Origin of the sequence: Lysinibacillus sp. NPDC096212 (genome assembly GCF_044763105.1) — a bacterium.
Classification (GTDB): domain Bacteria; phylum Bacillota; class Bacilli; order Bacillales_A; family Planococcaceae; genus Lysinibacillus.
The window spans coordinates 95,716-115,438 of sequence record NZ_JBIWFQ010000020.1 but is presented as its reverse complement, the minus strand read 5'-3'; the positions used below and the strand labels follow the sequence as shown (position 1 = coordinate 115,438).

Sequence of the window (19,723 nt, the reverse complement as noted above, 5' to 3'; positions counted from 1 at the left end):
TCCTCTCCTTACTTTATTTTTGTGGTTGAAAACATTGTAACCAAGAGGAAAGAAAATGACCCCTTTTCTTTTTACACAATTATACGGACTCAATCCGCGAAAGCCGAGCGAATCCCCGGAAGCAGAGAGAATACTTGCGGAAGCAGAGAGAATACTTGCGGAAGTGGAGCGAATACTCGCGGAAGCCGAGCGAATCCCCTGGAGCAGAGCGAATCCCCGCGTGCCGAGAGAATACTTGCGGAAGCAGAGAGAATACTCGCGGAAGCGGAGCGAATACTTGCGGAAGCGGAGCGAATACTCGCGGAAGCAGAGAGAATACTCGCGGAAGCAGAGGAAATACCCGCGGAAGCAGAGCGAATATCCGCGGAAGCACATGGAATACCGTGATGAAAATACTTACAATTAAAAATCTCTCATTGTTCTATTAAGAATAATGAGAGTATTTTTTTGCCTATTGTACGTTAAATTCAATTGTTGCTGATGGTTTGTACTCCGTTTTTTGTTCATTCGGGTCTTCTGTGTAAAAGTCATTGCTCCCTTTTACGATATAATGTCCTTTTGGAAAATGACCTTTCATTGTTTGTTTCATAAATTCAACGAGTTTAGGTTCTGAAAATTCGTCGTACACGCCTCCGCTCGTGTAGACCTCTTCGTAGGGCACATTTCGTTCAAGAATACGTGTAATTAGTGGAGTATCCATTACACTAGGTATTTCAAAATTCCGTGTCGTTTCTTGCAAATTAAATAGAAATGGGGAGCCTCCATGGTAAATAGTTACGTTTTGTGCCTGCCCTACATATGTGAGTTTAGCCGTTATTTTTATGGATTCCCCCTCTGTAAAGGTGGGTTTGGAAATAGAGAGTTCATAAAGAAAGTCTTCCTGTTGTGAAGTAGCCGTTTGTGAATAGTTCTTACTTGGTGGGGGCTTTAATGCTTCTTTTTTCTGACAGGCGGCAACTAGGAGTAGCATAGAGATTAACAGTAAAATTTTTTTTGCATACAATCCTCCTTTACGGTAGTGGACGTTGGGGTAGACAAAATGTTACTAAATTTCCTGTAACATTTATGACATTGCATTCAAATTTTGTAAATGCTATGGTGGTAAATGAGGTGAATTTTGTGGAAAAATTTGATATTGCAATTATTGGTGCAGGTCCTGGGGGCTATGTAGCAGCCATTCATGCAGCGAAAAGTGGCAAGAAGGTCGCTTTAGTAGAGCGCGATAAAGTAGGAGGAGCCTGCTATAATGTTGGCTGTATTCCTTCGAAAATATTGTTGGAGCATAGTAAGCTCATTCAAGAAATACAACGTGGTAATGACTGGGGTATTGAAACTCCTACAGTAAATGTGAATTTTCCACGATTGATGAAACGTAAGGATGCTATTATTGACGAGCTTTTAACGAATATTGAGGGCTATATTTTGAGCAATCAAATTACCTTTTATCGGGGAGAAGCGGCAGTATTTAATGATTTAACTGTAACAGTTGGTAGTGAGACCTTTACAGCAACGGATATCATTTTAGCAACCGGAAGTAAACCATTTGTACCACCTTTTAAAGGTATAGAGACTTCTTCCTATTATACAACGGATACCTTTTTCGATATGAAAGAGCTGCCGAAGCAGTTAACAATTATTGGCGGAGGCGTTATTGCAGTAGAAATGGCATTTAGTTTAGCACCGCTTGGAACAAAGGTGACGATGCTGAATCATAGTGAAGATATTTTACAGACAGAAGAGCCAGATGCACGACCACTTATTCGTGAAAAGATGAAAAAGCTTGGTATTGAGCTTGTGACAGATTTCCGATTTGAGCATTTTAATGACAATGAAATTCATACATCTAAAGGCATTTATACATATGAAAATCTTCTGTTTGCAACGGGTCGACGCCCGAATACAGAAATAGCCCAGCAACTTGGTCTAATGTTCGATGATCGATTGATAGCTGTCAATGAGCATTTTGAAACAAGCCAGTCACACATTTATGCTATAGGTGACTTAGTTGGGGGGTACCAGCTAGCTCATTCAGCGAGTGCAGAGGGAATTCATGTTGTGGAGCATATTTTGGGAAATAAACCGGCACTAATTGATCAAACATCGATTCCTCGTTGTGTTTATACACATCCTGAAATTGCAACTTTTGGTTTACTAGAAGAGCAGGTTAACGAACCTTATACGGTGACTCAAATCCCTTTACATACAAACCCTAAGGCATTAATGGAAGGAAATACAGTGGGCTTTATAAAGCTTATTGCGACGGAAAAGGAAGGACGTATTTTAGGAGCTTGTGTTGTTGCTGATGGGGCAACAGAAATGTTAAATGTTATTTTAGCTACTAAAAACGCTGGCGGCACTGCCCACACTCTTGCAAATATGATTTTCCCACATCCTACAGTATCAGAGCATATTGGGGATGCTGCAAAAGCTATTTTTGACAAAGCCATTCACCATTAATGATCGCAAAAACTACATTCTTCAGCGGAAGGCTATCCTTCTCGTTAATGGAATGTAGTTTTTTTGTTTGAATTACTTTATTAAGAGAAAAGTCCCCATAACATTACTGTTAAGCCTAATATTATTAGTCCAAATAAAAGGGAGAGAGTTTTAAAAATAACAATATGATACTTTTGGGGAGCGAATTTTTCGGAAATTAATAATACAACAGCTAATACCAAATCAATTAAAAAGAATGTTTCAAGCTCTCCAGAAAAATCGTCATCTTCTTCGTATTTTTTAAAAGCAACATAAAAAGCGTTTCCAGCAAAAAATAATAAAACTAATGAGCATACAAACAGCATTAATTTACTCATGCAATAACATCTCTCCTTATTGAAAGAACCTTACAATGAGGAGAAGCGAGTTTCTCTCATTTCATTGATTCAGCGACCCACTAACAGAGGATGAAGGTTCAACATGGCGTTTAACCCATAAATGTATGTGGTAATTTGCCATATTCACTTTGACACCCTCTCGAATACTTAACTGATTATAATAAGTATTCACATGGGCTTCAAACACCAATATTTACCTCTGACACCCATTAAATAAAAAACCTATTGACTTTGTATGCTATTATGTTAAATTAAGTTTATAAGAATACTTGGTATTTAAAAATGAGTTGACTAGACATCTAGAGGCTTCTATTTTACGTAACGGATTTCCTCCGACCGTAAACATAGAAGCCTTTTTTTATCTTTATGTTGTGAATTTCTATTGGACTTGAGGAGGATGGAATATGAAATTAGGGTTTTGGCTACCGATTTTTGGAGGATGGTTACGTAATGTAGAAAATGAAAATATGCCTGCAACATTTGAATATGTAAAACAGGTTATTCAAACAGGAGAAAAACTTGGCTTTGATGTGACGCTTATTGCCGAGCTATATTTAAATGATATTAAAGGTATTGATGCTGACGCACTTGAGGCGTGGTCTACTGCAGCAGCTTTAGCAGCAGTTACTGAAAAGATTGAAATATTGGCTGCAGTTCGGCCTGGTTATCATAATCCAGCTGTGATGGCAAAAGTAGCTGCAAATATTGATCATATCGCTAATGGCCGTTTTACATTAAATGTAGTTTCAGCTTGGTGGGAAGAAGAAGCAAAGCAATATGGTGGTTATTTTACAGAGCATAGAGAGCGTTATGATCGCACAGAGGAATTCATTGATATTTTAAAAGGTTTATGGACAGAAGAAACGTTCAGCTATCATGGGAAATATTACGAAATAGAAAATGCATATTTATCGCCCAAGCCAGTCCGAAAACCATATCCAACACTATACGCAGGTGGGGAAAGTGAGCGCGGTAAAGAGGCAATTGCAAAGTCATGTGACGCTTACGTGATGCATGGAGGAACAGTAGAGGAAGTCGGGGCCAAAATAAAGGAAATGCTTGCACGTCGAGAAGCAATTGGAAAAGGCCCGTTCGAAACTTTTGGGATGGCTGCATATGTCATTGTGCGTGATTCAGAAGAAGAAGCACTTGCCGAACTAGCGCGAATTACCAATGTACAGGATACAGCAGGGTATGCAGGCTTTAATGACTTCACAAGTAAATCAAAGCTAGAACAACAAATTACACTACAGGATTATTCAGTTTCAAACAGAGGGCTACGACCAAATTTAGTTGGTACACCTCGACAAGTGGCAGAGCGCATTTTAGCTTATGAAGCGGTTGGCGTAAATCTTTTACTTCTTCAATTCTCCCCACATCTAGAGGAAATGGAACGTTTTGCAAGAGAGGTTATGCCTTTAGTGAAAAGAAAATCAGCCATTATACAGTAAGGAGCGACTACATGACTGCAAAAATTTATATTCTTCATGAAAATGATGAATGGACAATTCATTTAACAAAGCGTTTAGAGGAACAAAACCTGCCATATGAGGTTTGGCATTTGGCAGAGGGATTGATTGACCTATCAAAAGAGCCACCACAAGGAATTTTTTATAGTCGTATGAGTGCTTCATCACATACGCGGGGGCATGTATTTGCACCTGAACTAACGGAGGCAGTGCTCGCATGGCTAGAGTATCATGGTCGTCCTGTTATTAATGGAAGTCGAGCCTTACGATTAGAAGTAAGTAAGGTCAATCAATATTTTGCACTTGAAGCTGTAGGCATTCAAACACCTAAAACGATAGCGACAGTTGGCAAATCGCAGCTAATAGAAGCAGCAAGAACAATTGGTACAACACCGTTTATTACGAAGCATAATCGAGCGGGGAAGGGGCTTGGCGTACAACTATTTCATTCAGTTGAAGCACTAGAAGCATATGCAAATAGTGATACTTTTGAGTCACCTATAGATGGTATTACGCTTGTTCAGCAATTTATAAAATCACCTGCTTCTTATATAACGCGATGTGAATTCGTAGGTGGCAAATTTTTATATGCTGTTCGAGTTGATACATCTGAGGGCTTTGAACTCTGTCCTGCTGATAGCTGTCAAATAGAGGATAAATTTTGTCCAGTAGGTGAAACGGCAACTAATAAATCAAAATTTCAAATTATAGACAGTTTTTCAGAGGAGCTTATTGAGCGTTATGAAGAATTTTTAGCGCAAAATAAGGTAAGTGTCGCAGGGATTGAGTCGATTAACGATCAAGAAGGTAATATTTTCACATATGACGTGAATACTAACACGAACTACAATGCAGAAGCCGAAAAAGCCGTAGGGAAATATGGCATGTTGGCTGTTGCTAATTACTTAGGCGCTACATTACGTCAATATGAAAAGACATTGCATTTGGTGTAAGGACATTTAACTTTGTTAATAAGGAGTGGCTAATATGACAAAAGCAGTTATTATTAATGGCACGAATTCGAGAAATTCACGGGTAACGGCGATTCATGAAAAGGTGGAAAATTACTTAAAAGCACAGGGAATAGCGGTACACACAAATTATGTACATGAATTGCCAGCTGAGGACTTAATTAAGGCTAATTTTGCAAGTGAGGCCATCGTTTCAGAAAATAAACAAGTTGAAGAGGCAGATATTATCGTACTTTTGACGCCAATTTATAAAGCTTCATATACAGGAATATTGAAAACTTATTTAGATTTGCTGCCGCAAAAAGCATTGCTTGGAAAGACCATTTTACCAATTGCTGTAGGTGGCTCTATTGGACATTTACTTGCATTAGAATATGCATTAAAACCAGTTTTAGCTGTATTAGGAGCTACAACTATTGCACATTCTGTTTATATTGTTGATAAACAAATTATTCGATTAGAAGATGGAAGCTTTGCTATCGAGGAAGGAGCTATTAACCGTCTTGAGGTAGAATTAAAACAATTTCAGCAAATTGTATCCATTTAAGCATGAAGAAGCTCAGTAATATAACGTGTGGTTGATTTCCGTTCCGACTAGGCGCTTTGTTGTTGCTGACGCTACGCTTTCGCACAGATAAAACATTTGTTGCTGACGCTACGCTTTCGCACAGAGCAAAGCTTCCTGGGGCGTCAGATGAGTTTTAATAATGTCATCCCAATCTTTGGGGCTGAGCCGTGAAGTTCAAAAAATAGCGCATTATAGGAAATGACCTCCTATAACGCGCTATTTTTTAATTAACTTCAGGTTCTTCTTTTTTCTCATCCGGTGTTGTAGAGAGATATAAGAAAGCCTCATCTTGCAATAGCAATATTTTTTCTTCACAAATACCGTGTGCTAATGGTCCAGAAAAAATAGACTCCCACCAAGTTCCTGTTGTTGTTGTCATTCATCTACGCCCCCATTTCAATTTTCCGATATGTAGTTGTAAATTACTCGAAATCATAAATCATCTACACATTCCATCCATTCAAGAAAGAGGAATTTTGGTTATTAATGTTGTATCGTATAGACAAAGATAGTTTGTTTCGAAATGAAAAAACTATGTATGCCATTTTAAAAAAAGGGGTGCTTTTATTATGAATTTTACGACACAAGATGTAGAAAATATGATTACAGAACAGCGTCAATTTTATTTTTCACGAGCGACGAAGAGTACAAAATTTCGAAAAGAGCAATTAATAAATCTGAAGAAAACGATTTTAAAATATGAAAAAGAAATTTTGAATGCTCTATATTTAGATTTACGTAAGAGTGAGTTTGAGGCATATGCAACAGAAGTCGGCATTGTTTTAGATAGTATTTCTTATATGGTCAAGCATATTGAAGAATGGATGAAACCTGAAGCTGTAAAAACACCGATACAATACCAGATGGGAAAAAGCTTTATTGTAAGAGAGCCATATGGAGTAACATTAATCATTGGTCCATTCAATTATCCATTCCAGCTAGTAATGGAGCCATTAATTGGAGCAATTGTTGGTGGTAATACGGCTATAGTAAAACCATCAGAAACATCTGTGCATACTGCAGGAATCGTTAAAAAAATAATTGAAGAAACGTTTAACCCTTCTTATGTTCGGGTTGTAGAGGGAGAAAAAGAAGAAGTGACGGCACTTATTCATGCATCCTTTGACTATATATTTTTTACAGGGAGTGTGGCAGTCGGAAAGGTTGTTGCAAAGGCAGCGGCGGAACGCTTAACACCAATTGCCCTAGAACTTGGTGGGAAAAGTCCCGCAATTGTTGATCAAACAGCCAATTTAGAAGTAGCAGCGAAAAGAATCGCTTGGGGTAAATTTACAAATACTGGTCAAACCTGTGTGGCACCAGATTATGTCCTTGTCCATAAAGATGTCTATGAGCGATTTATGAAGATATTGAAAGCAACGATTCGTTCCTTCTATGGTAAAAATGCATTAAAAAGCCCTGACTACGGCCGTATTGTGAATCTAAGACAATTTGATCGCTTACAGCAAATTATCATGGAAGAACGCGATGCAATTACATTTGGCGGTAGAACAGATCGTGATGATTTGTATATTGAGCCTACAATTATTGGATATGTGAAATGGTCAAGTCCTTCGATGCAGGATGAACTATTTGGTCCGATTTTACCCGTGATGATGTATGATGATCTACCGCTGGCCATTCACCAGATTCGTCAGTTACCAAAACCTTTAGCGGCTTATTTTTTCTCAGAGCATGAAAAGGCTACCCAGTACTTTTTAGAGGAATTACCATTTGGTGGCGGATGTATTAATGATACGATTACACATGTAGGAAATTTACATTTGCCATTTGGCGGTGTCGGACCATCAGGGGTAAAAGCATATCACGGGAAGGCAAGCTTTGAAAACTTTACTCATTCAAAATCTATCTTAAAAAAATCATCGAAGTTAGAGACGAATGTTCTCTTTCCCCCATATAAACAAAAAGTTAAGCTTGTGCGAACTATCATGAAATAGTAAAAGGCGGTGTCGGACACTAAACTGACACCTCCTTTTTTAACTTCTTTCAGCGAATGTTGGTCACCCACTGAAATAGAGCAACTCAGTCTAAGAACGCCACAACCTATGGCAATTTATCTGTGCGACAGCAACAAATGTTTACTGTGCGAAAGCGAAGCGACAGCAACAATTTTGCCGAAGCATAATTGATCAGCTCGTATATTCCGCATTTCGGTTGTCGATAAATGCCGTTTTTTGATATGTTAGGTAAATATCGGTGAAATATTAAAGATATATTAAAATGATAGCGTTTTCATTTAAAAAACGTTCTTACAGGCATTTTATTTATGGGCGAATAAGTAGTAAAATAAATTCATTAGAATGTGGGGGTATTCATCTTGTCATTTTTTGTCGAATAGACAACAAATGATGAAATGAATGTAGAGATTGATTGGAGGACTATGAAATGTATGCAGAGGAATTGTTGAATGCATTACCTTTGAAAAAAATAATTGGAGTGCTACCAGACCAAGTAAGTGATATTGTAATTGATTCGCGAAGTGTGCAACCAAATAGTATGTTTGTTTGTATAAAAGGTTTTACAGTAGATGGTCATGACTATGCACAGAAAGCTGTCGAAGGTGGCGCAACAATTGTTGTAACAGAACGAAAATTACCTTTAGGAGAAAATATTGCACAGGTCATCGTGAAAGATACGGATCGTGCAGTTGGCCTGTTAGCTGCAAAGTTTTTTGACTATCCGTCGAAAGATATGGCAATGATTGGCGTAACAGGGACAAATGGCAAAACATCAGTAACGGGTATTATTCAAAATATAATGCATGGAATGGGCGAGAAGTCTGCACTATCAGGAACAATCGGCTTTAATCTAAATGGCATTTTATATGAATCTGCAAATACTACGAGCGATGCATTATCGACTCAACAAATGATATTCCGTGCAAAAATGGAAGGCTGCCGATTAATGACTATGGAGGTATCTTCACACGGTTTAGCACTTGGACGTCTAGCTGGCGTAGAATATGATGTAGCTATTTTTACAAATCTTACACATGATCATCTTGATTTCCATGGTACGATGGAGGAATATGGCCATGCGAAGGGCTTAATGTTCTCTCAACTTGGACAAGACTTAGAAAAGAATAAATTTGTAGTGTTAAATGCTGATGATGCTTGGTCAGAGCGCTATGCAGCGATGACACCATTTCCAGTATGGACATATGGTTTAAAAAATGAAACAGCTGATTTCCGAGCTATTAACTGTGAGTATCATGATTTCATGACATCTTTTGACGTTGAAATGCCAGAGGGAATATACCATGTAAAAATGCATTTGCTCGGGGAATTTAATATATATAATGTGCTTGCAGCTATGGTTGCTTTTTATGGTCGTGGTTATTCAATGGAAACAATCATTGAGCAAATTGAGCAATTACCACCAGTGAAGGGCCGCATGGAGAAAGTTTGTTCAGATTTACCTGTGCAGATTTTTGTTGATTATGCACATACACCTGATGCAATTGAAAAGGCGATTTCTTCAGCCCAACCGTATAAAACAGGCAAGCTTATTTTCCTAGTTGGCACAGGGGGCAATCGTGATAAATCGAAACGTCCAGCGATGGCAGAAAAGGCATCAGCCGCTGATTACGTTATTTTAACGACAGATGACCCACGCTATGAGGACTATGATAGTATTACAGGTGATCTTGCCAAAGGGATGCTTCATGAAAATTATGCATGTATAGGAGACCGTGCTGATGCGGTGCGTCATGCGATTGAGGTTGCTGAACCAGGGGATATGATTATTTTTGCTGGTAAAGGCCATGAAGATTATCAAATTATTGAGAATACTAAATATCCGCATAGTGATGCAGATATTGCAATAGAAGCTGGCCACTTAAAATTTGTATAATATATGAACTCCAATAAAGAAGTTAGAGCGGACTTGATTTTGTGAACGCAATGCATGTAATAATGCGATAAGTTCACCTTACTTAGAGAACCCCTTTAGTTAGTACTAAGGGGTTTTCTTTTTGAGTTTTTACACCTTACAGAAGTCTCCTCCTCTATAGACCTCTTTTTTGGGGAATTCATGTAAAAAGGTTGTAAGAAAGGCAAGTATTCTTTTATTATTATTAAGTATGAAAAAAGGAGAATGACGAGATGAATTCAAATTTAGAAAAAGATATATTATCACGTCGAACTTTTGCCATTATCAGTCACCCTGATGCTGGGAAAACGACGATTACAGAAAAGCTTTTACTATTTGGTGGTGCGATTCGTGATGCCGGTACAGTAAAAGGAAAGAAAACAGGTAAGTTTGCAACATCTGACTGGATGGAAATTGAAAAACAACGTGGGATTTCTGTAACTTCTTCAGTTATGCAATTCGATTATAACGGCTCACGTGTCAATATTTTAGATACTCCAGGTCACCAAGATTTCTCGGAGGATACGTATCGTACATTAATGGCGGTGGATAGTGCTGTCATGGTCGTAGATGCTGCTAAAGGTATTGAAGCACAAACTTTAAAGCTATTCAAAGTTTGTAAAATGCGTGGTATTCCGATTTTTACTTTTATCAATAAATTAGACCGTCAAGGGAAAGAGCCACTTGAGCTGATTGAAGAGCTTGAGGAAGTACTTGGCATTAACGCTTACCCAATGAACTGGCCAATTGGTATGGGTAAAGAGTTTCTAGGTATTTATGATCGTTATAATAAACGTATCGAGCAATTCCGTACTGAGGAAGAAGAACGTTTCTTACCAATTGATGATAATGGGGAACTTGCAATCGAGCATCCTATGAAGGTGACTTCTTATTATTCACAAGCAATGGATGACATCATGTTGCTTGACGAAGCGGGTAATGAGTATTCTGAAGAAAAAATTCGTCGTGGTGAATTAACACCTGTGTTCTTTGGTTCTGCTCTAACAAATTTCGGTGTACAAACATTCCTTGAAACATATTTACAATTTGCACCGACACCACAGCCTCGCATTACTGAGAATGAACTATTTATTGATCCTGTTGAGCATGAGGAGTTTTCAGGCTTCATTTTCAAAATTCAAGCGAATATGAACCCTGCACACCGAGACCGTATTGCCTTTGTGCGTATCGTATCAGGTAAATTTGAACGAGGCATGAACATGACTTTATCTCGTACAGGTAAATCATTCAAAGTGACACAATCTACACAATTCCTTGCTGACGACCGTGAAACAGTTGATGAGGCAGTTGCTGGTGATATTATCGGTTTATATGACACAGGCACTTATCAGATTGGTGACACAGTTGTAGGTGGTAAAAAGACATTCCAATTTGAAAAACTGCCACAGTTCACTCCGGAGTTATTTGTTCGTGTTACTGCGAAAAATGTTATGAAATCTAAGCAATTCCATAAAGGGATTTTACAATTAGTGCAAGAAGGCGCTATTCAATATTATAAAACGTTGCATACAGAAGAAGTTATTCTTGGAGCAGTTGGTCAATTACAATTTGAAGTTTTTGAGCATCGTATGAAAAATGAATATAATGTTGAAGTGAGAATGGAGCCAATTGGTTCGAAAATTGCAAGATGGATTGAAAACGAAGAGGATGTTAAAGAATCAATGTCTTCAGGTCGTTCAATGCTTGTAAAAGACCGTTTTGATAATTTTGTTTTCTTATTTGAAAATGAATTTGCTATGCGTTGGTTTGCTGATAAAAACGAAAACATTAAACTGTATAGCCTTTTATAATTTAAACAAAATTGTCGGGATGATTTCCGTTCCAGGCTACTCGCTTTGTTGCTGACGCTTCGCTTTCGCACAGATAAAACATTTGTTGCTGACGCTTCGCTTTCGCACAGATAAAACATTTGTTGCTGACGCTTCGCTTTCGCACAGAGTAGAGCTTCCTGTGGGCGAGCGTCGAGCCGCTTCCTCCGCTAAAGGAACGAAGGCTAAGTGCGTCACGTCCTGTGACAACGCCTTCGTGACCAACATCGTGTTGGCCTCAGGGTCTCGCCTGTCTCGCTTTCCCACGGGAGTCGAGTAGCCTTCCACTACAATCAGCAATAGCGTAGAACTTTTATAAAATTTATGCAATGCAAAAGTGAACGCAGTGGTTACTCATCAGAATGGACTTATAACAGTTAAGCCAATTGTATTATCTGTTATTGCCACTGCTTCGTTTTGCCAAAGGGGCATACTTTTTTATAAGACACCTTAATTACATGAAAAAACACGAATCGACATGTTGCGAATCGTGTTTTTTTACAAGGAAAATTGGAGCTATATGTAGAATATATACATTATTAGGAAATATAAGCCTCATCAGCATAACGTGGGTTGATTTCCGTTCCGACTGGGCGCTTTCCTGGGGGCGTCCGATGAGCCGCTTCACTCGCTTTGCTCGCTCCAGGGTCTCATCTGTGACGCTAATCCCCAAGGAGTCGCCCAGTCTCCACTCCAATCAACTTACATATGGCATATGCTTTAACAAATTGCATCTCCTAATTTTGGCGGTGAGTTATATTTTAAACCTATAAAAAATGGGGAAGTTTCTAAATTCATCTGCTTTTCGGGTATTATAGAAAGGAAGAGATTAAAAGGAGCTTGTAATAATGAACATTAGTAATTTTTCTATTAAAAGGCCTGTTTTTACAATTGTTACGATGTTGTTAGTCATTATATTAGGTGGCGTTTCATTATTAAAAATACCTATTACGCTTATTCCAGAATTACGTCCACCAATAGGCATCGTTGTTACCAATTATCCTGGTGCAAGTCCAACAGAGATTAATGAGAAAATAACGAAGCCGTTAGAAACAACACTCGCCACCTTACCAGGGATAAAAAAACTACAGTCTACCTCTCAAGAAGGATCCAATTTAATTATTCTCGAGTTTGATTGGTCAACCAATATTGATGATGCTCAGCTCGATATTTTACAACGCATCGATATGACCCCTTTACCGAGTGATGCTGAGAAACCTAACTTTTTAAAATTTGATCCATCACAATTTCCTATAATTCAACTTTCACTACGGACGGAAAATGACAATGTAGATGTGCGTTTACTGGCGGAAGCTTTGGAAAAAGAACTTCGTCGAACAGCAGGTGTCGCAAGTGTCAACATTTCCGGTAAGCTAGTAGAAGAAGTTCAAATAACTTTGGATGAATCGAAGCTAGTTGAAAAAGGATTAACCCAAGCAGATATTATTCAAATTATTCAATCGAACAATGTTTCTCTTCCGGGTGAACCGGTGTTAACAGCAGACGGGAAGATGTTAACGACACGTATTTTAAGCACTATAAATTCGCCAGAAAGCATTGCTGATTTAATCATTTCAGTAAATCCACTAGATGGTAAAGCATTAACAGTAGGAGAAGTAGCGGCTGTTGAACGTGTGGAGCAAAAATCCGTAACTACTACACGAGCAAATGAGCATCCTGCGGTATTAATGTCTGTATTACAGGAATCGGGTGCTAATACGGCAGAGGTATCAAAAGCTTTTAAAGAAGCTTTAAATGAATTATTAACAAAGAAGCAATATCAAGGAATCGTTGCAGACGTGCTAGTGGACCAAGGGAACTACGTGAATTTAGCGATTGGTAATATCGGATCCTCTTTACTTCTAGGTGGATTATTCGCAATGTTCGTATTATTCGTCTTTCTACGTAGTGTGAAAAGCCCTATTATCATTGGCATTGCGATACCATATTCAGTGATTGTTACATTTGTTTTAATGTTTTTTGCCAATTTCTCGCTCAATATTATGACATTAGGGGCGTTAGCACTTGGCATCGGTATGTTGGTTGACAATGCTATCGTTGTTATTGAAAACATTGAACGACATTTAGGACTTGGCAAGGATCCGATAACAGCAGCTAAAGAAGGGACAAAGGAAGTGGCACTTGCGATTACTGCTTCTACTCTCACAACTATTGCAGTATTCATTCCTGTAATGTTTATTGAAGGGTTGATAGGACAAATTTTCACAGAATTTGCATTAACTATTTCCTTTAGCTTAATTGCTTCGTTAGTCGTTGCGTTAACAGTTGTCCCAATGCTTGCAAGTCGTCTTTTAAAAATGAAATCAACGAATATTTATGAAAAACGTAATGAGTCATCCTTTTATAAGCGCTACAAAACATCAATTATTTGGGTATTGCGTCACCGTATGCTTGTACTAATCTCAGCAGTTGTCTGTTTTGGACTTGCATTGTTTGGGCTTATGAAAATGGGCACAGAGTTTTTACCGCCAACTGACGAAGGATTTGCATCCATTAGCGTAAACCTTGAAAAAGGGGTAGCAGTATCAGAAACAGAAAAAGTTGTAGCGAAAATAGAAGAACGCTTAAAACAGGAGAAAGATGTTGACGTATATGTTAGCTTAATCGGTGGTACGCAACAGGCACAAGCACGGGGACAAACAAGTGCAAACCAAGCAGAACTATATGTAAAGCTTGTCCCTCTAGCAGATAGGGATCGTTCGATTTTTGAATTTGTAGAAGAAATTGAGCGAGATTTGCATAAAGAGCTAGGTAAGCAAGTTGAAATCAACTTTAATGTCTCAACAACAACAGGATCGTCACCAAATACATTAACGTTTAGGTTAACAGACTCTGATGAGCAAAGACTTCAAAGCTCTGTTGATAAAGTACAGCAGGAGCTATTAAAGGTAAAAGCCATCACAAAAGTATCTACGGATTTAGATATTACTGTAAAAGAAATTCAAGTCGAAGTAGACCGAGAAAAGGCGAAAGACTACGGATTTGTACCTGCGCAAATTGCTCAAACGGTCAATCAAATGACGAAGGGGCAGCTAACTACGCAAATTATGGCAGAGGATGGTGCTGTATTGCCTGTTTATACAGGCTTTGGACAAGTGTTTAATGATAGTATCGAGTCATTAAAATCGATGCAGCTTCGTTCACCTGCAGGTTTGTTTGTAAAGCTAGAGGACATTGCGACAGTTTCTGTACAGGAAGGACCAGTATCGATAAGACGCTCTGATCAGGCGGCTGCGGTTGCATTTTTTGTCGAGTATGAAACGAAGGAATCGCTCGGGGGCATCTCAGCAAAAGTGGACAAAGTATTAGAAAAAGCGGATTTACCAACTGAAACTCAAGTTGTCTTTAGTGGAGATCGTGAGCTTTACGATAGTGCGATTAATGATATGCTTTTAGCCGTGGCATTAGCAATAGTCCTTGTATATATCGTAATGGCAGCTCAATTTGAATCATTCAAATACCCATTCGTTATCATGTTTACAGTACCATTAATGATTATTGGCGTTGCCATTGCAATGTTTGCTACGAACACGCTAGTTGGTGTGACATCTGTTATAGGCATCTTAGTACTAGTTGGAATTGTCGTGAATAACGGGATTGTACTTGTCGATTACATTAATCAACAAAAAGCTAGGGGAATGGCGACGTATGATGCGATTTTACTGGCTACACAAGATCGACTTCGCCCCATTTTAATGACTGCACTAACAACAATCTTAGGATTGCTACCACTTGCTCTTGGTATTGGTGAAGGAACAGAAATGAATCAACCGATGGGGATTGTAGTAATCGGAGGACTTGTGACATCAACTTTATTGACATTATATATTGTACCGATTATTTATAGCCTAATGGATAAAGAAACTAGGAAACGGTAAGCTCAGGGGGGATGAGAGATGGGGGTTCATTTTTTTACAGGTTTTCCGGGTTTTATTTCAAGTCAATTAATACGAGAGTTATTTCGAAAAAAACAATCACAGGAAGTAATCGCAATTGTTTTAGCGGGGGAATTAGTAAAGGCCAATGTAGAAAGAGAAAATATACTTGCAGAGTTTCCTAATTGTTCTATTCATATTGTAGAGGGTGATATTACATTACCGAATCTCGGTCTAGAAAACCAAGCCGTACAGGAAATTGTACCTCAAATTGAGGTGCTCTGGCATCTAGCTGCACTTTATGATTTAGCGGTACCACGCGATATTGCATGGAAAGTAAATGTGCATGGTACGACGATGGTCAATGATTTTGTTCGCACACTTCCGAACTTAAGACGCTATATGTATTTTAGTACAGCGTATGTAGCAGGAACACGTAAAGGTATTTTACGTGAAAGTGAACTAATTCGCCCGCCTACATTTAAGAATTATTATGAGGAAACAAAATATGAAGCTGAGCATCGAGTAGAAGATTTGAAATCAGAAATACCACTGACAATTATTCGACCTGGCATAGTACGTGGACATTCTGAAACAGGAGAAACGATTAAATTCGATGGGCCTTATTTCTTTTTAAATATGGTAGATAAATTAAAATACCTCCCTTTTATCCCGTATATTGGTCAATCAACATCAACAATAAATGTGGTACCAGTGGATTATATTATAAACGCTTCGACTTATCTCGTTGATGAAAAATGTGCTGAAGGGAAAACTTTGCATCTAACGGACCCAAATCCTCATCCTGTGCAGGAAGTGTATCGTACGATGGTAAAATTATTAACTAATCATTATCCTAAAGGGCGATTACCGTTAATACTAGCAAGAACATCTTTACAAATACCACTTATTCGAAAATATCTAGGCGTTGAGCAAGAAACTCTAGACTACTTAGCTTGGAATGCTAAATTCGATACATCCGAAGCAGTTACTATTTTGAAAAAGGGTAGTATTGCATGTCCCGATTTTATACAGACTATGCCTAGAATGATTGATTTTTATTTAGCGCATAAAGAAGATAAACGCTATCAAATTCAAATAAAGTGAAGCTTCAATTAGTGGTACGGTGATAAAAATCGATGTTTACATTCAGTCCCATCTAGCTAACAAACAAGTTGAAGCCTCCGGCGGATGTCACGGAATCGGAAAGGAGTTCATAAAGGATGTTAGCCTAAAATCATCGTATCCATGCGATAACGGCTAACTGACCTGCATCGGTAAAAACGCCACGTCCTGTGGCATTACCGAAATGACCGACATCGTGTCGACCCTCACGCAGGCCTAAGCACAAAGCCGTTTCCGGACGCAATTATGCCGAGGCATAATTGATCTTGCGGTAGACATAGAGTTATTGTTTAAAGTGGGGTAGATAATTTTGCCACTCATATATGATAGTGCTATAATAAGTTTTCAGAAGAAAAAAACCTTCGACGTTTTGTCAAAGGGGAGTAGCTAACAGGTACGAGCGAAGTATCTGGATTCACATTCGTCATGACGTGGTTTTTTACCATCGGGTGTGATAAGCGAATAACTCTATACTAGCGGTATTGAACGATTAGTATTTATTTGCTTAGCGAGACCTTTGCCTTTTTAGAGGCAGAGGTCTTTTCTTTTGTATTCGTATAATAATGACTATTTTGGGTAAACAGAGCTTTAGAGGAGGCACATGAATGGAATCAATTTTATTACAATACGGCTGGGTACTGATTGTACTTGTAGTATTAGAAGGGTTATTAGCAGCAGATAATGCAGTTGTGATGGCTGTGATGGTGAAGCACCTGCCACAAGAACAACAAAAAAAGGCATTATTTTATGGATTATTCGGCGCATTAATTTTCCGATTCTCAGCACTTTTTGTCATTACAGTATTAGTTAATTATTGGCAAATCCAAGCGTTGGGAGCAGCTTATTTACTATTCATGTCTGCCAAAAATATATATGATTTGCGTCATAAAGGGGATTCAAACGAAGAATCTAACGATGAAGCGGGGAAAAAGGGCGCTGGTTTTTGGATGACAGTGCTTAAGGTAGAGGCAGCGGATATTGCATTTGCTATTGATTCAATGCTTGCTGCAGTTGCCATTGCTGTAACTTTACCGCAGTTAGGGAACTTTGATATAGGTGGCATCAATGGTGGACAATTTATTGTCATGTTACTTGGAGGCTTTATTGGGGTTATAATGATGCGATTTGCGGCACAATGGTTTGTGAAAATATTAAATGACTACCCCTCACTTGAGACCGCTGCGTTTTTAATTGTAGGTTGGGTAGGCGTGAAGCTTGTTGTGTTGACTTTGTCACATGAGAAGGTGGGCATATTACCTGCAGAATTTCCGCATTCTACTGTGTGGGAGTTAACTTTCTGGATTGTATTAGTGGCCATCGCACTAGTAGGTTATTTAGTAGGAGTTCGTCATAAACATCAAGATCAATAATTAACTTATTTCAACAGAGGCATATTTGATGAGAGGAATAGTCGTATCTATTCCTCTTTCTTTTTTGATGTATTTTTTCTATACTAATATCTATCGAGTTTGGCATCATATGAGGAAGGGGTTGTCAAAGTGCCCTGGAAAAGATCAAAAAATAGACTTGTAACACCTTTTCAGGTACTTGTCTCTTATTATTTTATAGCTATAGCTATTTCCTTCCTGTTACTACGGCTACCAGGCGTTCATCAAGAAGGAGTTAATGTTTCATTATTAGATAGCTTGTTTACTGCAGTAAGTGCAGTTAGTGTAACAGGTTTAACAACATTCAATATATCTGAAAGCTACACAACATTCGGGATTGCGATGGTACTTGTCATTTTACAGCTTGGCGCAATTGGCATTATGTCACTTGGTACTTTTGTGTGGTTACTAGTTGGGAAAAAAATTGGTATGCGTGAGCGTCAATTGATTATGATCGATCATAATCAATACAATTTGTCAGGGGTTGTTCAATTAATTCGGGAAATATTGAAAATCTTAATTGGTATTGAATTGATGGGTGCGTTAATTTTAACTTTGCACTTTACAAATTATTTTGACACTTTCGAAGAAGCCTTGCTTCATGGTGTCTTTGCCTCAATTTCAGCTACTACAAATGGTGGCTTTGATATTACAGGCATGAGTTTGCTTCCGTTTCATAACGATTACTTTGTTCAATTGATAACGATGGTGTTAATTGTGCTTGGTGCGATAGGCTTCCCAGTATTAATTGAAGTGAAAACCTTTTTATTAAATCGCCATACAAATTTCCGTTTTAGTTTATTTACAAAAATAACTACCTCCACATATGCAATTTTATTTGCGGTAGGGGCTGTCGTTATTTTATTGCTTGAATCGTTCCATTCCTTTAAGGGAATGTCTTGGCATGAGGCACTATTTTCGGCAATGTTCCATTCTGTTTCAACACGATCAGCTGGACTTACGACGTATGATGTAACAACCTTTAGTGAAGCAACAGATATTTTTATGAGCTTTTTAATGTTTATTGGTGCCTCACCAAGTTCAGTTGGTGGTGGGATACGTACAACAACGTTTGCAATGGCCATTCTATTCCTAATTACCTTTTCACGAGGAAGAGAGGATATTCAAGTATTCGGACGTGAAATACATTTAATTGATGTATTCCGCTCGTTTGTTGTTATTTTATTGGCATTCTTTATGGTATTAGTTGCGACTATTATTTTGCTCATTACTGAACCACACGCATCACTGATTCAAATAATCTTTGAAATTACATCAGCGTTCGGAACGTGTGGGATGTCTTTAGGAATCACCTCCGACCTATCGGTAGTTGGCAAAATTATCATTATGATTTTAATGTTTATTGGTCGTGTCGGTTTAATTTCCTTCCTTTACACTTTAGGGGGTGGAGGTAGAGGCAAAAAATCTAATTATCACTATCCTAAAGAGCGTGTAATTATTGGGTAAATTACTAGGAGATTAAAAAAGAGCTAATTTAGCTCTTTTTTATTTTTCCGATTAACCCTAAAGCTTATTTATATGAAAACTGAGAAATTTAGAGATTACCTGAGTAGAAAATCTATGCATAAAAGGGGTCTAAGATTGTTTAATTGACTAAAAAAAGGATGTCGCCACATAATTGTCAAAAAAATTTAAATTGTTTTTCCCGGTTATTACGATTATTCGATAGGTAATTTTTACAATAATAAGGTGGTAACTGGTTGAGAATTTCGTACTAAACTTTTTTAGGAT

At 38.2% G+C, this 19,723-nt stretch carries 15 protein-coding genes; 12 read left to right on the top strand and 3 right to left on the bottom strand.

Annotated features, from left to right (window positions below):
* On the top strand, positions 1–387 hold a 387-nt coding region (locus tag ACIQ7T_RS18630; RefSeq protein WP_402872372.1), incomplete at its 5' end, for a hypothetical protein.
* Positions 388–451: 64 nt separating this feature from the next.
* On the opposite strand, the gene ACIQ7T_RS18625 is transcribed toward ACIQ7T_RS18630, so the two are convergent.
* Complete coding sequence (locus ACIQ7T_RS18625) at positions 452–1,003, bottom strand: hypothetical protein (RefSeq protein ID WP_370076849.1); 552 nt, start codon at positions 1,001–1,003, stop codon at positions 452–454.
* Between the two features lie 116 nt (positions 1,004–1,119).
* Here ACIQ7T_RS18625 and lpdA point away from each other — a divergent pair, with 116 nt between their 5' ends.
* Complete coding sequence (gene lpdA / locus ACIQ7T_RS18620) at positions 1,120–2,457, top strand: dihydrolipoyl dehydrogenase (RefSeq protein ID WP_370076851.1); 1,338 nt, start codon at positions 1,120–1,122, stop codon at positions 2,455–2,457.
* Between the two features lie 80 nt (positions 2,458–2,537).
* On the opposite strand, the gene ACIQ7T_RS18615 is transcribed toward lpdA, so the two are convergent.
* Positions 2,538–2,813 carry a hypothetical protein gene (locus ACIQ7T_RS18615; protein WP_370076853.1) on the bottom strand — a complete coding sequence of 92 codons (276 nt, stop codon included), beginning with the start codon at positions 2,811–2,813 and terminating at the stop codon, positions 2,538–2,540.
* A 425-nt stretch (positions 2,814–3,238) separates the two neighbouring features.
* On the opposite strand from ACIQ7T_RS18615, the gene ACIQ7T_RS18610 reads away from it, so the two are divergent.
* From ACIQ7T_RS18610 to ssuE, 3 genes are read left to right on the top strand one after another with little or no spacing between them, the layout of a single operon-like run.
* Positions 3,239–4,285: an LLM class flavin-dependent oxidoreductase gene (locus tag ACIQ7T_RS18610; RefSeq protein WP_370076855.1), complete on the top strand. Its 1,047-nt coding sequence runs from the start codon at positions 3,239–3,241 to the stop codon at positions 4,283–4,285.
* 11 nt (positions 4,286–4,296) lie between these two features.
* Entirely contained in the window at positions 4,297–5,256 is a 960-nt protein-coding gene (locus ACIQ7T_RS18605) for an ATP-grasp domain-containing protein (protein ID WP_370076857.1), read from the top strand.
* Between the two features lie 34 nt (positions 5,257–5,290).
* Entirely contained in the window at positions 5,291–5,821 is a 531-nt protein-coding gene (gene ssuE / locus ACIQ7T_RS18600; protein WP_370076859.1) for an NADPH-dependent FMN reductase, read from the top strand.
* A 244-nt stretch (positions 5,822–6,065) separates the two neighbouring features.
* On the opposite strand, the gene ACIQ7T_RS18595 is transcribed toward ssuE, so the two are convergent.
* Complete coding sequence (locus ACIQ7T_RS18595) at positions 6,066–6,221, bottom strand: hypothetical protein (RefSeq protein ID WP_370076861.1); 156 nt, start codon at positions 6,219–6,221, stop codon at positions 6,066–6,068.
* A gap of 190 nt (positions 6,222–6,411) precedes the next feature.
* On the opposite strand from ACIQ7T_RS18595, the gene ACIQ7T_RS18590 reads away from it, so the two are divergent.
* The 7 genes from ACIQ7T_RS18590 to ACIQ7T_RS18560 all read left to right on the top strand — a co-directional run bounded on the left by ACIQ7T_RS18590 (position 6,412) and on the right by ACIQ7T_RS18560 (position 19,438).
* Entirely contained in the window at positions 6,412–7,800 is a 1,389-nt protein-coding gene (locus tag ACIQ7T_RS18590; RefSeq protein WP_370076863.1) for an aldehyde dehydrogenase, read from the top strand.
* 448 nt (positions 7,801–8,248) lie between these two features.
* Positions 8,249–9,715, top strand: a complete 1,467-nt coding sequence (locus ACIQ7T_RS18585) for a UDP-N-acetylmuramoyl-L-alanyl-D-glutamate--2,6-diaminopimelate ligase (RefSeq protein WP_402872367.1) — start codon at positions 8,249–8,251, stop codon at positions 9,713–9,715.
* Positions 9,716–9,966: 251 nt separating this feature from the next.
* A complete protein-coding gene (locus ACIQ7T_RS18580) occupies positions 9,967–11,544 on the top strand; it encodes a peptide chain release factor 3 (protein ID WP_370076867.1) in 1,578 nt (525 codons plus the stop codon).
* A gap of 866 nt (positions 11,545–12,410) precedes the next feature.
* Positions 12,411–15,461 carry an efflux RND transporter permease subunit gene (locus tag ACIQ7T_RS18575; RefSeq protein WP_402872364.1) on the top strand — a complete coding sequence of 1,017 codons (3,051 nt, stop codon included), beginning with the start codon at positions 12,411–12,413 and terminating at the stop codon, positions 15,459–15,461.
* Between the two features lie 18 nt (positions 15,462–15,479).
* Complete coding sequence (locus tag ACIQ7T_RS18570) at positions 15,480–16,565, top strand: SDR family oxidoreductase (RefSeq protein ID WP_370076871.1); 1,086 nt, start codon at positions 15,480–15,482, stop codon at positions 16,563–16,565.
* A 623-nt stretch (positions 16,566–17,188) separates the two neighbouring features.
* Positions 17,189–17,953 carry a TerC family protein gene (locus ACIQ7T_RS18565; protein ID WP_370076873.1) on the top strand — a complete coding sequence of 255 codons (765 nt, stop codon included), beginning with the start codon at positions 17,189–17,191 and terminating at the stop codon, positions 17,951–17,953.
* Positions 17,954–18,082: 129 nt separating this feature from the next.
* The gene (locus ACIQ7T_RS18560; protein WP_370076875.1) at positions 18,083–19,438 is read left to right on the top strand and encodes a TrkH family potassium uptake protein; all 1,356 of its coding nucleotides are present in this window, start codon (positions 18,083–18,085) and stop codon (positions 19,436–19,438) included.
* Positions 19,439–19,723 lie beyond the last annotated feature (285 nt).